Below are 14,617 nucleotides of genomic sequence, written 5' to 3'. Positions count from 1 at the left end.
CGGGCTGTTGACCGGGCGAATTGTTACGACGGGTTTACGCCGGGACCAGTCTGGGTACATAACAGATCGGTAACAAGCTCGAAGGCGGGATGGCGTGTCGGTCTGGGGACGCGAAATCCCCAGTGCACCGGCACACGCCCGGCGTGTCAGCAAAGGATGTGCACAGTGAGCGCGAACCTGATGATCGTGGACGACGACGTCCAGATGCGCGGCGACCTGCGTCGCGCGATGGAGGACGAAGGGTATGCCGTAGCCGAGGCAGGCGTGCCCTCCGATGCCCTCGATCGGCTGCGAAACGACGGGCCACCCGATCTGATGATCGTCGACCTGATGCGCGGCGAGGCCGACGGCTTCGACTGCATCAGGGAGATCCGTCGCGACCATGACGTACCGATCATCGTGATCAGTACCCGCTACGACACCCACGACGTGGTCGCGGCCCTGGAGGCGGGGGCCGACGACTTCGTGAGCAAGCCGTTCGAAATCAAGGAGATCACTGCCAGGATGCGCGCGCTCCGCCGTCGCGCCCGCATCACCGCCGATCGCGACACGACCCCCGAGGCCGTGCTCGACGCCGATCCGCACGCACCGCTGGTGCTGGCGGCCGACGCGGGCGCGGTGCGCCGCGGTACCGAGGAGATTCACCTCACAGTCACCGAATTCCGGTTGCTGTGTGAACTGGCGGAGACCCCCGGCCGGGTGCTGAGTCGATCCGTGCTGCTCGAAAGAGTGTGGGATCAGGGCTTTTTCGGTGACGAGCGGATCGTCGACGTCCACGTGCGCCGCCTGCGCACCAAGATCGAACGCGACCCCTCCGACCCGCGCATCGTGGTTACCGTGCGCGGTCTCGGGTATCGCCTCGATGTGCAGTCGTAGTAAACGATTCGTCATACAACCGCAAAGAGTTCGACACAATGACCGCAAAGTCAGCTGGGCACGTTAGATATATGACAACGTCCACCAAGTCCATCGAGCCGGCCGCTAGTGTGGCGGCCCCTGGTTCGGAACCGAGATTGCGTCATCCACGACTGGGCGACGGCGCTCAGTTGTGGCGGATCGCCCGTGATTCGCAGGTACTCGACGTCAATTCCAGCTATGCGTACCTGTTGTGGTGTCGCGATTTCAGTGCGACCTCCTTGGTCGCCGAGAGTGACGGTCAGCCCGTCGGGTTCGTCATCGGATATGTGCGTCCGGAAGCGCCGGACACGCTGTTCGTCTGGCAGATCGCCGTCGACGCGCAATGCCGAGGCCGCGGCTTGGCCGCAGCCATCCTGCACGCACTGCTCGATTCGGTAGCAGCGGCAGGAATCACCACCCTGGAAACCACGATCTCACCCGGAAACACCGCATCCCATGCGTTGTTCTCCGCGGTGGCGCGGGAACGAGGTGCCGATTTGCGCACCGAGGACCTGTTCGAAGAAAACGATTTCCCCGATTCACACGAGGCAGAGCTGCTGTATGTGATTTCACCGGCTCAGCGCCAGGAGGAACGACGATGATCACGACCACCGACACCAGCATTTTCGAGGCTATGGAATCGAACGTGCGCGGATACTGCCGTGACTGGCCGGCCATCTTCAGCACCGCCGAAGGCGCCTGGTTGCGCGACGAGCAAGGCCGCGAATACCTCGACTTCTTCGCAGGCGCCGGCGCGTTGAATTACGGACACAACAACCCGATTCTGAAGAAGGCGCTGCTGGAATACATCGGCAGCAATGGCATCACCCACGGTCTCGATATGTCGACCGTGGCCAAACGCGAACTACTCGAGACCATCCGCGACAATCTGCTGTCGCCGCGTGGCCTCGACTACAAGGTGCAGTTCCCTGGGCCGACCGGCGCGAATGCCGTCGAAGCCGCGCTCAAACTGGCCCGTAAGGTCACCGGGCGCAAGACCATCCTGAGCTTCACCAACGCCTTCCACGGCATGACTCTCGGCGCGCTGTCGGTTACCGGCAACGCTGCCAAGCGGGCCGGCGCCGGTGTGCCGCTCGAGCACTCCACCCCGATGCCCTACGACGGCTACTTCGACAACACCATCGAGGACTTCGGCTGGATGCAGCGCGTCCTCGACGACAGTTCCTCGGGTTTCGATCGCCCCGCCGCGGTGATCGTGGAGACCGTGCAGGGTGAGGGCGGTGTCAACCTGGCCCGTGCCGAGTGGCTGCGCCACCTGGCCGGTCTGTGCGCCGCGCGCGACATCCTGCTCATCGTCGACGACGTGCAGATGGGTTGCGGACGCACCGGCCCGTTCTTCTCGTTCGAGATTGCGGGCATCACCCCCGACATCGTGACGCTGTCCAAATCGATCGGCGGCTACGGCCTGCCGATGGCGCTGGTGCTGCTCAAGCCCGAGCACGACCAGTGGGCCCCCGGTGAGCACAACGGCACCTTCCGCGGCAACAACCCCGCCTTCGTCACCGCGACCGCCGCCCTGCGCGAGTACTGGTCCGACGACAAGCTGGCCCACCGCACCGCCGAGAACGGCGAATACGTGGCCCGCACGCTGAACGCGGTCGCGCAGCGGCACGAGGGGGTATCCACCCGTGGTCGCGGCATGGTGCACGGCATCGTCTTCGACGAGCCGTCGCAGGCGGGCAAGGTGTGCCGCACCGCGTTCGAACAGGGTCTGCTGGTGGAGACCTCGGGTTCGATGGACGAGGTCGTGAAACTGCTGCCGCCGTTGACACTCGGCAGCGACGAACTCGATCAGGGCCTGTCGGTGCTGGTCTCCTCGATCGACACCGTCTGTGGTGGTGCCGCATGATCGTGCGCACCACAGCGGAGATCACCGGTACCGAACGTGATGTGGCAGGGCCCGGTTGGCGCAGCAAGCGCATCGTGCTCGGCGGCGACAAGGTCGGTTTCTCCTTCCACGAGACCACGATCGAGGCAGGCACCGTTCACAAGTTCCACTACCAGAACCACGTGGAGGCGGTGTGGTTGGTCGAGGGCGAGGGCAGTTTGCACGATTTCGACAACGAGACCGACTACGAGCTCGGCCCGGGCTCGATGTACCTGCTCAACGGTCACGAACGTCACCAGGTGACCGCCCGCACCCAGTTGCGGATGCTCTGTGTTTTCAATCCGCCGGTTACCGGCCGCGAGGTACACGATGAGAACGGGGTGTATCCGCTGATTATCGAGGAGGATGGCGCCAGTGTCTGATCAGCTCGACCGCTACCCGACCCGGTTGTCCGAGCCGGCCCCGCACATCGAGCGCACTGATCCGACGGTGTGGGGCCGGGTCACCTCGCCGGAGCTGACCGGATTCGAGGCGAACGGTTTCGCGACGATCCCCGATCTGCTCACCCCCGACGAGGTGGCCGCGTTCGGCGCCGAGGTCGGCCACCTCGCGTCCGACCCGGTGCTCTACGGCGACGCACGGGTGATCGTGGAACCCGTTGCGGGACAGGTCCGTTCGGTGTTCCAGGTACACCAGCTCAGCAAACCGATCGCCGAGCTGGTCGCCGAATCGCGGATCGCCGGGCTCGCCGAGCAGATCCTCGGTTCACCGGTGTACCTGCATCAGACCCGGGTGAACTACATGCCCGGTTTCGGCGGTAGCGGTTTCGGCTGGCATTCCGATTTCGAGACCTGGCACGCCGAGGACGGCATGCCGACTCCCCGTGCGGTGAGTCTGTCGATCGCGTTGACCGACAACTACCCGTTCAACGGCAGCCTGATGCTGATGCCCGGTTCACACCGCACCTTCGTGCCGTGCCTGGGCGAAACGCCGAGCGGTCACTATCGGGAGTCGTTGCGCGAGCAGCTGATCGGGGTCCCGACGACGGACGACGTCACGTTCCTGGCCGCCCGGTACGGCATCACCCAGTTCACCGGACGGGCCGGTTCGGCACTGTTGTTCGACTCCAACATGATGCACGGATCGTCGAACAACATCACCCCGTTCCCGCGCTCGAACATCTTCATGGTGTTCAACAGCGTGGAAAACGCCCTGGAGGAGCCCTTCGCGGCCCCCCAGCGCCGTCCGCAATACATCGCGGCCCGCGACTTCACGCCGATGCGTGAGGTCTCTCCGGAAGCTGTCGGCGCACTGGCGGACCAGGCAACCTAGATCAGCCACACGGCCGCCGCTCGCGAATCATCGCGGGCGGCGGCTTTGTCGTGCCCGCGACACCTAGGGCAGTTCGGACAGGGCGGTGAGGGAGGCTGCTGCTCGTGGGTCGTCGTGGGCGGCGGTTTTCCACCATCGTTCGGCGGCGGCGCGTTCGCCCTGCCGCAAGAGGAGTGCCCCGAGGTCGTAGGCGGCGCCGCTGTGGCCTGCCTGGGCGGCCTGGGTCCACAGGGCGCGGGCCGAATCGTGTTCGCCGCGTTCGTGCATGGCGGTTCCGAGGTCGTACAGGGCGGCGCCGACACCTTGGTCGGCCGATCGCGGGGGAGTCACGGGGTAGGCGGGTGCGATGGCGACGTCTGTCGGGGGATCGAGGTTCGCGGTGTGGAGTGTCGGCTCCGTGGATTCGGACGGCGGAGTCGGTTCGGTGGGGTCGGCGGGTGAGGCAGGCTCGGTCGCGTCGACGGGTGTTCGATCGGGTTCTGTCGGTCCCGTGGTGAGTTCGACGACCAGTTCGTTGAAATCGGGTGTGCCGGGTCCGGTACTGCACCACAGCGTCGACCCTCCGTCGGGAAGCAGGTCGACTACTACGCCGTAATTGCCGGTCCAGGACTGGTGTGTGCCCGACCCCGCCACCCAGACGGGCGTGAGAGTGAACAGTGCGTCGGGTGCGTCGGCGGTCACCGAGATGTCGATGCCGTCGGCGAGTGCTTCGTACCAGATGTCGACGCCCGCCAGCGATCTCCCGTCGAGGTTCACGTGTCCGTCGTGCACGGAGAGCCCCAGGCCCAGGCCCGTCACATCCTCGGGTGCCATCACCGACAGTGCGCGCAGATGCAGCGCCGTCGTCCCGGCGGGTAGCGCCTCGGCATACATCGGATAGACCGCCGCACCGCACCATTCGATCGGATCGGCGCCCTGATAGCGCTGATCGAGCGGTACCGATTCGCCAGGGCGTTGCGCGCCGGGGTCATTCATCGGTGGCACCCACCCTTTCCGCTGTCACACCCCCTCGCGGCGCCAGATGGTCCGCGGTTGCGCGCTACACCGTACTCGCGTCTACGGGTGGCCGTGGCCGATTCACGTCAACATCGCCGGGGAATACGAAAGCGCCCCGGCGAGCGCGTCGACCGGGTCCGGAGCTGTGTGTCCGGATGTCGGGCAACGGGATTCGCCGGGGCGTGACCCGACTGATCGGGCGGGGCGTCACCTCGTCAGACGGCGACCGATTCGCCGATCTCCTCCTCGACCGCGGCAGGCGCGATCGGTGTCGGCGCGTGCCGTGCCTCGTGGCGACCCGCCACCACGACCAGCACCAGACCGACCACCAACCAGGCGAGCAACCCGAACAGGCGGGAACCGAACCCGGCCCCACCGTCGAAATAGAGCAGGTCGCGCAGACCTTCGACGAAGTCGGCGCCGTTCCAGAACGAGTGCAGCGCACCGAAGAAGCCGTTCTGGAGCTCGGGTCCGTAGACGCCGCCGGAGGTGGTGAAGTTCAGCATCACGAACAGGGTGATCAGGGCCAGGGTGGTCCAGCGCTTCAGGAACGTGTGCAGGCCGATACCGATCAGGATGATGCCCGAGGCATAGAGCCAGGCGATACCGAACACACTCGCGAAGTCGCTGTCGATCACGCCGAATACCGGACCTGCCACCAGGACACCGATGAGGCTGACCACCAGCGCCGTCACCACACCGACCGCCGCGCGCACCCGCATGCGCAGCATCGCCCCGGCGGCGCCGATCACGGCGACGCTGCCGTACGCGCCGACGCTCAACGCGACCAGCAGGAAGAAAATGCCCTGACCCGTCGGATCACCGTCGGCCTTGGTCGTCACATCGGTGACCACCAGCGGCACGCCCTGATGATCGGACACCGACCGGAAGGCCAGCTCCGCGGCCATCGCGCTGGTGTCGGAGCTCGCGGTGGCGACGAGCAGTTCCGGCTTGTCGGCGTCGGGCACGTAGGCGCCGATGAGCTCGCGGTTCTGGAGCGCGCTGACCGCCGCCTCGCGGTCGGGCACGGTGACCATGTCGAGGCCGGCGCCGCCCTTGTCCTTCATCGTCTGCGCCAGCACCATCGTCTGCGGGGAGTCGCCGACGACCGCGAGCGCCATATTGTTCGGCTCGGGCTGGTGGAACGCGCCGAGGTAGGCGAAGGCCATGCCGAGGCACATCAGCAGCGGGGTCAGCAGGTGTCCGGCGAGGTGGCGGAACTGTGCGCGAGTCATCGAAGAGAATCTCCAAACAGTTGGTAAATGCAACTATGTATGGTTGTATGATACAACTATGAATGCGCGGAGCACAAGAACCCAGGCTGTCGACACCATCCAGCGAGAGCTCACCGCCTTCGCTCGGCGCGCCCGTGGCCGCGCCGCCGAGCTGCATCCCGAGCTGAGCCTGGTCGCCTACAGCATTCTCGACCTGATCCTCGAACGCGACGGTTGCCTGGCTACCGATCTCGCCGACCAGTTCCTGCTCGACAAGTCGACCGTCAGCAGGCAGGTCGGCGCGCTGGAGAAGCTCGGTTACCTCGAACGGGCGGTCGACCCCGGCAATCGGCGCAATCACGTCCTGCACGCCACCCCTGAGGGCCGAATCGTCGCCCGAGAGGCCGAACGGCGACGTCGGGACGCCTTCCAGGCGCGTTTCGCCGACTGGACGGACGAGGATGTCGCGGCCATGGCCGGTTACCTGACCCGCTACAACCGCGGCGACTGACCAGCCCGGTATTCAGCGCGATCGCTCCGTCGGCGGGCATCCGGCTGGCTATTGCGCGCATCACTCCGGCCGATGGGCGGTGCCCCGGCAGCGCACGCGAGTCGGTATAGTCGCCGCGGATGAGTAGTGACACCACCCACCCCGTGCAAGAGCGTTCACCACGCCCGATCAATCGAGCATGGTGGCTGGTGCCGGTGCTGCTCACCATTGTCTCGGTCGTCTGCGTCAGGATGCCGATCTGGCCCTTCGAACGCTATTCCGACGGGTTCATCGATCTTCAGGTCTACCGCCTCGGCATCGAGGCGATGCGCGACGGCGCCGACATGTACGGCCAGCTGCCCAAGACCACGATCGGCATCGGCCTGCCCTTCATCTACCCGCCGTTCGCGGCCATCGCGCTGGCGCCGTTCGCGCTGCTGCCGTGGGGCACGGCGAAGATCCTCTACGTCGTGGTGTCGATCGCCGCCGTCGCCTGGACCCTGTACCTGGTCGCCCGGCGCTACCACCCCGACCGCAAGCAGGCCGCCCTGCTCGTCACCGCCTGCGCGTTGCCGCTGGCGCTGCTGCTGGAGCCGGTCCGCTCGACCATCGACTTCGGTCAGGTCAACCTCTTGCTGATGGTGCTGGTCGCCACCGACTGCCTGCTCCCGAAGACCCGGTACCCGCGCGGCATGCTGATCGGCCTCGCCGCCGCCATCAAGCTCACGCCCGCCGCCTTCGTGCTCTACTTCCTGGTCCGCAAGGACTACAAGGCCGCCGCGACCGCCGCGGCCACCGGTGCGATCGCCACCATCGCCTCGTTCGCGTTCCTGCCCACCGAATCCACCCGCTACTGGTTCGGTGGCCTCGGCAACGTCTCGGGTCTGAGTGGCTCGGCCTTCCATACCAATCAGTCGATCCAGGCCGTCATGGCTCGACTGCACATCACCGGCCTCCCCTTCGATGTCCTGTGGCTGGTGCTGGGTGCGCTGCTGCTCGTCCTCGTCGTCGCCGCGATGCGCAAGGCCGCCGACGCCCCGGCGATCGCCCTGTCCCTCAACGCGGTCTTCACGCTGCTGCTGTCGCCGATCTCGTGGTCGCACCACTGGGTCTGGATCGCGCCCGCGTTGCTCGCGATGGTCTGCCACGCCCGCACCCTGCCCGTCGCAGGCGCCCGAGGCTGGTATGCCACGACTGTCGTCGTCGCCGCGGTCTTCGTGATCGCGCCGCACAGTTTCCTGCCCGACGGCGAACACCGTGAGACCTCATGGACCTGGGATCAGCACATCATCGGCGACACGTACGTGTGGTTGGCCGTCGCGCTCGTCGTCTTGTTCCTCGTCACCGGACGTCGGCCCGCGCAGCCTGTGGCCGAGCCCGCGGCGGTCGAGGAACACGTACGCGTCGCCTGACTATCAGGGGAAACCGGCGGCTCTGTCCCGTGTCGGGTGGTAACCGAGGGCTACCGGGAGCGGATAGGCGGCGATATCGGGGTGTGCGATGTCGGCCAGCTGTCGCAGGCTCGAGTCCAGTCCGGACTGGATGGCGTGACGAAGCACGACCACATCGGCGTCCCGCAATACCTGGCCGTGCAGGCTGGTTCGAAGCGTCGCGCGGGTAACGTCTCGCAGCTGCTCGACTTCCACGGTGAAGGCGACAGCGACCCCGGTTACCCCGCCGCACGTCATCGTCCAACCGAGGGTCGGGCGGTATTCGGTGACGACCAAGCGCACGTCGTGGATCATGTGGAACATCTGAACCTGCGCGGCGAGTTCGCGACCGGCGCCGACTCGATCCGTTGCCGGGCCGGTCCAGGCGTGGAGTTCGGACATCCACGAGGCGATGTGCTCCGGCTGGGACAACAAGTCCCACAGCTTTTCCGGTGAAACAGCCAGGGAGACAGTGCCGCTGACGCGCACCTGGTCCAAGCCGTGTGAGGGTGTGGTGTCGGACGTGATCAGTACCTCGCCCTGACGCCTGCGATTACTCCGCTGGGCCATGATCCCCCACTTCATCAAGACCTCGCGTGCGATGCTCGCACGTCGACGCCGAGGAGAAAATGCCGAGCGGTGGGTAGACAGACAGGGTGTTGCAGGTGCCGCGCTGCACCGCCGGTTTCCCGGCTATCACTCCTGAAGGGTTTTCCTTGTCCCGATCGGCGTGCATGAGACGCTAGCCGATCGGGTCGGAATGTCTACCCGGACAGATGATCTCGCGTGCAACACCATAACGGCAAGGCTTCCTTCGTGGTGAGTCACCATTGCTCCGTGATTCACGCGGGGCGAAGCTGTGCCGCTCAGATGCCGACCGGTCGCCTCAGATGGTGACGGAGGCTTCGCGCTGGAGTTCCAAGGCGATGTCGATGAGCTGGTCTTCCTGGCCGCCGACGAGTTTGCGTTTGCCCGCGCGGACGAGCATTTCGGCGGCGGAGACGCCGTAGCGTTCGGCTTGGCGTTCGGCGTGCTTGAGGAAGCTGGAGTACACGCCCGCATAGCCCATCATCAGTGATTGGCGGTCGAGCAGGCATTCCTGGGGCATGGCGGGCCGGACGACATCTTCGGCGGCATCGGCGATGGCGAAGAAATCGACACCGGTGGTGATGGCGAGTTTGTCGGCGACACCGACGAACGCCTCGACGGGGGTGTTGCCGGCGCCGGCGCCGAAGCGGCGGGTGGAGCCGTCGATCTGGGTGGCTCCCGCGCGCACGGCGTAGACGGAGTTGGCCACGGCGAGGCCGAGGTTTTCGTGGCCGTGGAAGCCGACTTGGGCGTCGGTGCCGAGTTCGGTGACGAGGGCGGCGACGCGGTCGGAGACTTGTTCGAGGACCAGCGCGCCGGCGGAGTCGACGATGTAGACGCATTGGCAGCCTGCGTCGGCCATGATCCGAGCCTGTTTCGCGAGGGCTTCGGGGGGTTGGGTGTGCGACATCATGAGGAAGCCGACGGTTTCCAGGCCGAGGTCGCGGGCGTAGCCGAAGTGTTGGATGGAGACGTCGGCTTCGGTGCAGTGGGTGGCGATGCGGCAGATGGAGGCGCCGTTGTCCTGGGAGATCTTGATGTCTTCTTTGACGCCGACGCCGGGGAGCATGAGGAACGCGATTTTGGCGTTCTTGGCTGTTCGGGCGGCGATGGTGATGAGTTCTTGTTCGGGGGTTTTGGAGAATCCGTAGTTGAACGAGGAGCCGCCGAGGCCGTCGCCGTGGGTGACTTCGATGACGGGGACGCCGGCGTTGTCGAGGGCGGCGACGATATCGCGGACTTCGGTGGTGGTGAATTGGTGGCGCTTGTGGTGGGAGCCGTCACGCAGGGAGGTGTCGGTGATCCGAATGTCGAGATCGGCAGAGAATGGCATGGTCGAGTCTCCTTACGCCCGGCTCGGCTGCGACGAGCGCAGGGCCTCGGGGGTGATGGTGTCGAGGGCTGATGAATCGGTCATGATCACACTCGAGTCGACAGGATCTGTTCGGCCATGACCTCGCCGACGCGAGTGGCGGCAGCGGTCATGATGTCGAGGTTGCCCGCGTAGGGCGGCAAAAAGTCGCCCGCGCCTTCGACCTCGACGAACACCGATACCTTCGCCAGCCCACCGGAGACGACGGAGGGTTCGTCGAACTGGGGTTCGTTGAGCAACCGGTAGCCGGGCACGTACTGCTGGATATCGGCGACCATCTGGTGGATGGAGGCGGTGATCGCGTCGTGATCGGCGTCGTCGGGAATGGCGCAGAAGATGGTGTCGCGCATGATCATCGGCGGTTCAGCCGGATTCAAGATGATGATCGCCTTGCCACGCTGCGCACCACCGATGGTCTCGACGCCACGGCTGGTGGTCTTGGTGAACTCATCGATATTCGCCCTGGTGCCGGGGCCTGCGGAATTGGACGAAACCGAGGCAACGATCTCGGCATAGGTGACCGGCACGACGCGGGAGACGGCGGCGACGATCGGGATGGTGGCCTGGCCACCGCAGGTGATCATGTTGACGTTCGGCGCGTCCAATAGCGAGGCCAGGTTCACCGGCGGCACCACGGCCGGGCCGACCGCGGCGGGGGTGAGGTCGACGGCGCGGATGCCGAGTTCGGCATACCGGGGCGCGGCGGCGCGGTGGACGTAGGCCGAGGTCGCCTCGAACACCATGTCGGGCTTCTCGTCCTGGGCGAGCAGCCAGTCCACACCTTCGGCGGAGGTTTCCAGGCCGAGTCCGCGAGCGCGTTCGAGCCCTTCGCTGTCGGGGTCGATGCCGATCATCCAGCGCGGCTCGATGGACTCCGAGCGCAGCAGCTTGTAGAGCAGATCGGTGCTGATGTTGCCGGATCCTACGATCGCGGCGGTGACGGAACCGTGGGACACGGTTGGCCTCCTCGTGGAATAGCGGCCGGGCAGGCCGGCGGGGTGGGGTCGGCTCAGGTGAACGACAAGCGGACAGAGCCGAGTCCGGCGAAGTCGGCGAGGAAGTCGTCGCCGGGTCTGGCGTCGATCGCGCGGGTGCAGGAGCCGGGCAACACGATGTCACCGGCTGTGAGCCGCACCCCGAAGGTCGCGACCTTGCGGGCCAGCCAGGCGACCGCGATCGTCGGATCGCCGAGGACCGCGTCGCTGCGGCCTTCGGCGACGACCTCACCGTTGCGGGTGAGCACGGCGTCGATCGCGGTGATGTCGATGTCGCCCGGGGCGACTCGCTCCTTGCCGAGAACGAACCCGGCCGAGGACGCGTTGTCGGAAATCGTGTCGGCCAGCCCGACCTTCCACTCGGTGATCCGCGAGTCGATCAGCTCGATCGACGGCGCGTAGGCCACGGTCGCGGCGAGGACATCGGCTTCGGTGCAGTCCTCGCCGGGCAGGTCGGCGCCGAGGACGAACCCGACCTCGACCTCCACCCGGGGAAGCAGGAACTTCGAGGTGTCGACGGGGAGGTCCTCGTAGACCTCCATGTCGGCGAGCAGGTGACCGTAGTCGGGCTCGTCGACGCCCATCATCTGCTGCATCGCCTTCGACGACAGCCCCACCTTGTGCCCGACGACCTTCGCACCGTCGTCGAGCCTGCGCCGGATATTGAGCAGCTGGACCTCGTAGGCGTCCACCACATCGATGCCCGGATACCGGCCGATGATGGGGGACACGGCCACCCGGTCCAGCTCCGCCCGCGCCAGTTCGGCGGCGAGCTCGGCGCGCATGCCGGTTGTCAGCATCCTGGCTCCCTCTTCTCTTCTGGTGATTCCACCCCATGCTCGTGGCCGAGACCGCGCACCGGGGCGGGCTCTCCCGCTGGATGGACAGGAAATTGCGAGGCCCGGCCCGGGATCGCCGCACACGCGGCCACCAGTACGACGGTCATCGCCGCGATGGTCGCGAACACGAGATGTGTTGCGGCCAAGAGTGATTGCGGCGACGGCTCACCCACGTCACCGAGGCGCGCGTTGACGATCGCGCCGAACGCGGCGACCCCCACCGCACTGCCCAGTGACCGCGCGAACAGAGTGGCCGAGGTGACCACGCCGCGTTCGGTCCACTGCGCGCTCGTCTGCGCCGCGATGAGCGTGGGTGTGGCCACCAACCCCATGCCCGCGCCGACCACGAAACACGAGACGGCGACCTGCCACAGCGCCGAGTTCTCGTCGAGGAGCAGCGTCGTCGCCGCGCCGATCGCCGCCACGGTGCTACCGAGCACGGCGCAGGTGCGAAAGCCGAAGCGCAGGTACACCTTTCCCGCACGAGCCGCCGCCAAGGGCCAGCCGAGGGTGAGCGCGCCGGTGACTAGCCCCGCGACCAGAGCGCTCGTACCGAGCACGCCCTGATTGAACATCGGCACATAGGTCGTGAACCCGAACAGCAGCGCCCCACCGAGCATGGCCGCGACACAGCTCGCGACCACCACCCGCCGGGTGAACACCCACAGCGGCAGAATCGGCTGCGCGGCCCGCGCTTCCACGGCCACGAACAGCGCGAGCGACAGTGCGGCGCAACCGAACACCGCGAAGCCGACCGGCGACCCCCACGCCCAGGCGTGCCCACCTTCGAGCAGTCCGAGCACCAGCGCCCCCGCGCCGATCGTCAACAGCACCGCTCCCGCGTAGTCGATGTGGCGGCGACGCCGGGGCACGGACTCGTGGAAGTTGCGGACCAGCATCCACGCGGCGAGCGCGGCCAGCGGCAGGTTGACCAGGAAGATCCACCGCCAGCCGAGGTAGTCGGCGCAGATGCCGCCGAGCAGCGGCCCCGTCACCGACGCCACCGCCCACACCCCGGCCAGATAGCCCTGGACAGTGGCACGTTCGGTCAGCGTGTACAGGTCACCGGCGATGACCATGGTCGTCGGCTGGATGGCGCCGGCGCCGATGCCCTGGACGGCGCGGAACACGATCAGGGCGAGCATGCTGCTCGCCGACCCACACAGCAGCGAGCCGAGCGCGAACACCGCGATGCCGAACAGCATCACCGGCTTGCGACCGAACGTGTCGGCGAGCGCGCCGTAGATCGGCACGGTGACCGCCTGGGCGAGCAGATAGATCGTGAACAGCCACGGGAACAGCGTGAAATCGCCGAGACTGTCGGTGATCGACAGCACCGCGGTCGCCAGGATCGTCGAATCGAGCGCGACGAGTCCGGTGGCGAGCATCAGCGAGGCCAGCACCGGCCCACGGTCCGAGCCGAATCCGACATCGGATCGCGCGGTATCGGTTGCCACAGCACACCTTTCGCTTCAGAAGCGGATACGGACTTGGTCGGTGCGCGGACGGGCCTGGCAGGCCAGGGCGTAGCCGGCGTCGATGTCCTCCTGATCGAGGATCGCCGCGTTGGTCATGGTGACCTCGCCGTCGACGACGGTGCACGCGCACGAACCGCATTCGCCCTCGCGGCAGGAATAGGGGACATCGAGTCCGTCGGCGAGCATCACGTCGACGAGGGTGCGCGAGCGCGGCCAGCTCAGCGCGTGCACCGTCCCGTCGAGCTCCACCTCCACGCGCGCGGCATCCTCGGCGTCGACGGGGTCGAGTGGCGTGGGCTCGGCGAAGGGATCACCGGACAGCGAGACGAATACCTCGGTGGTGATGCGCTCGCGTGGCCATCCGGCGCCGGACAGCGCCTCGGTCACCGCCGACATGAACGGGCCCGGCCCGCACACGAACGATGCGAAGGACGGATACGGCGCGGCGAACTCGGCCAGCTGCGCCGCGGTCGGCAGTCCCTGGAGGGATTCGAGCCAGTGCGCCACGGTGATTCGGCCCGGATACCGCGCCACGAGACCGCGCAGGGTCTCGGCGAAGATGACCGATTCCTGGTCGCGATTGGCGTAGAACAGCACCACCCGGCCCGCGCCCTGCACCAGGGCCGAGCGCAGGATCGACATCACCGGTGTGATGCCGCTGCCCGCCGCCCACAACAGCAGATCGGTGTCGAGGGAGGCCGGTGTGAAGGTTCCTTGCGGTGGCAGTACGTCGAGGGTATCGCCGACAGAAATGTTGTCGCACAACCAGTTCGAGCCGTAGCCGCCGGGCGTGCGTTTGACTGTGACCTGCGGCGGATCGCCCGTGAACGGCGAACTCGCCAGCGAGTAGCAGCGCGCCACCGTCTCGGTCCGCTCGCTCGGGATACGCAGCGTGAGGAACTGGCCAGGCCGATAGGCGAAGCGGTCGGCGACCGCATCGGGCACATCGAACACCAGCGAGCGGGCGTCCTCGGTCTCCTCGATCACCGCCGACACTCGCAGCGTCACCACCCGCGAGCCACGCGGAACGTCGACAGTCGCCCTCGTCACTGGTGTCCTCCTCGATCACAGAACCGGCGTTGCGGAGCAACCGTCGCAGGCCCGACGACGGTGCGGAGCCCATGGCTCCCGGTAGCC

The 14,617-nt window shown here is 66.7% G+C and carries 15 protein-coding genes; 7 read left to right on the top strand and 8 right to left on the bottom strand.

What is annotated here, in order from left to right; all coding sequences use genetic code 11:
• The first annotated feature begins 165 nt into the window (after positions 1-165).
• From OHS03_RS14805 to thpD, 5 genes are all read left to right on the top strand, one after another.
• Positions 166-876 carry a response regulator transcription factor gene (locus OHS03_RS14805; protein WP_056809688.1) on the top strand — a complete coding sequence of 237 codons (711 nt, stop codon included), beginning with the start codon at positions 166-168 and terminating at the stop codon, positions 874-876.
• 71 nt (positions 877-947) lie between these two features.
• Positions 948-1,499, top strand: coding sequence for a diaminobutyrate acetyltransferase (gene ectA, locus OHS03_RS14800; RefSeq protein ID WP_084504612.1), 552 nt, complete (start codon positions 948-950; stop codon positions 1,497-1,499).
• A complete protein-coding gene (gene ectB, locus OHS03_RS14795; RefSeq protein ID WP_328664234.1) occupies positions 1,499-2,767 on the top strand; it encodes a diaminobutyrate--2-oxoglutarate transaminase in 1,269 nt (422 codons plus the stop codon). The genes ectA and ectB overlap by 1 nt, the downstream gene beginning before the upstream one ends.
• Positions 2,764-3,168, top strand: coding sequence for an ectoine synthase (locus tag OHS03_RS14790; RefSeq protein WP_056809684.1), 405 nt, complete (start codon positions 2,764-2,766; stop codon positions 3,166-3,168). Before ectB ends, OHS03_RS14790 begins: the two co-directional genes overlap by 4 nt.
• A complete protein-coding gene (thpD, locus tag OHS03_RS14785; RefSeq protein WP_328663341.1) occupies positions 3,152-4,078 on the top strand; it encodes an ectoine hydroxylase in 927 nt (308 codons plus the stop codon). The genes OHS03_RS14790 and thpD overlap by 17 nt, the downstream gene beginning before the upstream one ends.
• A gap of 63 nt (positions 4,079-4,141) precedes the next feature.
• Here the strand turns inward: thpD and OHS03_RS14780 are convergent, their stop codons facing one another.
• Positions 4,142-5,053 carry an SEL1-like repeat protein gene (locus OHS03_RS14780; protein WP_328663338.1) on the bottom strand — a complete coding sequence of 304 codons (912 nt, stop codon included), beginning with the start codon at positions 5,051-5,053 and terminating at the stop codon, positions 4,142-4,144.
• Positions 5,054-5,289: 236 nt separating this feature from the next.
• A complete protein-coding gene (locus OHS03_RS14775) occupies positions 5,290-6,309 on the bottom strand; it encodes an ABC-2 transporter permease (protein ID WP_328663336.1) in 1,020 nt (339 codons plus the stop codon).
• 58 nt (positions 6,310-6,367) lie between these two features.
• Between OHS03_RS14775 and OHS03_RS14770 the strand changes: the two genes are divergently transcribed.
• Both OHS03_RS14770 and OHS03_RS14765 read left to right on the top strand, forming a co-directional pair.
• Positions 6,368-6,799, top strand: a complete 432-nt coding sequence (locus OHS03_RS14770) for a MarR family winged helix-turn-helix transcriptional regulator (protein WP_328663335.1) — start codon at positions 6,368-6,370, stop codon at positions 6,797-6,799.
• 119 nt (positions 6,800-6,918) lie between these two features.
• Positions 6,919-8,190: a glycosyltransferase 87 family protein gene (locus tag OHS03_RS14765; protein ID WP_328663334.1), complete on the top strand. Its 1,272-nt coding sequence runs from the start codon at positions 6,919-6,921 to the stop codon at positions 8,188-8,190.
• A gap of 3 nt (positions 8,191-8,193) precedes the next feature.
• On the opposite strand, the gene OHS03_RS14760 is transcribed toward OHS03_RS14765, so the two are convergent.
• The 6 genes from OHS03_RS14760 to OHS03_RS14735 all read right to left on the bottom strand — a co-directional run bounded on the left by OHS03_RS14760 (position 8,194) and on the right by OHS03_RS14735 (position 14,530).
• Positions 8,194-8,778 (bottom strand): SRPBCC family protein, encoded by a 585-nt coding sequence (locus tag OHS03_RS14760; protein ID WP_328663333.1) that lies wholly within the window; start codon positions 8,776-8,778, stop codon positions 8,194-8,196.
• Positions 8,779-9,094: 316 nt separating this feature from the next.
• Positions 9,095-10,129 (bottom strand): 4-hydroxy-2-oxovalerate aldolase, encoded by a 1,035-nt coding sequence (gene dmpG, locus OHS03_RS14755; protein ID WP_328663332.1) that lies wholly within the window; start codon positions 10,127-10,129, stop codon positions 9,095-9,097.
• Between the two features lie 86 nt (positions 10,130-10,215).
• Positions 10,216-11,124 carry an acetaldehyde dehydrogenase (acetylating) gene (locus OHS03_RS14750; RefSeq protein ID WP_328663331.1) on the bottom strand — a complete coding sequence of 303 codons (909 nt, stop codon included), beginning with the start codon at positions 11,122-11,124 and terminating at the stop codon, positions 10,216-10,218.
• A gap of 53 nt (positions 11,125-11,177) precedes the next feature.
• On the bottom strand, positions 11,178-11,963 hold the full coding sequence (locus OHS03_RS14745) for a 2-keto-4-pentenoate hydratase (protein ID WP_328663330.1): 786 nt from the start codon (positions 11,961-11,963) through the stop codon (positions 11,178-11,180).
• Entirely contained in the window at positions 11,957-13,459 is a 1,503-nt protein-coding gene (locus OHS03_RS14740) for an MDR family MFS transporter (protein WP_328663329.1), read from the bottom strand. The genes OHS03_RS14745 and OHS03_RS14740 overlap by 7 nt, the downstream gene beginning before the upstream one ends.
• 15 nt (positions 13,460-13,474) lie before the next feature.
• A complete protein-coding gene (locus OHS03_RS14735; protein ID WP_328663327.1) occupies positions 13,475-14,530 on the bottom strand; it encodes a 2Fe-2S iron-sulfur cluster-binding protein in 1,056 nt (351 codons plus the stop codon).
• Between the last annotated feature and the right edge of the window lie 87 nt (positions 14,531-14,617).

Origin of the sequence: Nocardia salmonicida (assembly GCF_036142455.1) — a bacterium.
Classification (GTDB): domain Bacteria; phylum Actinomycetota; class Actinomycetes; order Mycobacteriales; family Mycobacteriaceae; genus Nocardia; species Nocardia salmonicida.
This window is presented reverse-complemented; position numbering and strand designations above follow the sequence as displayed.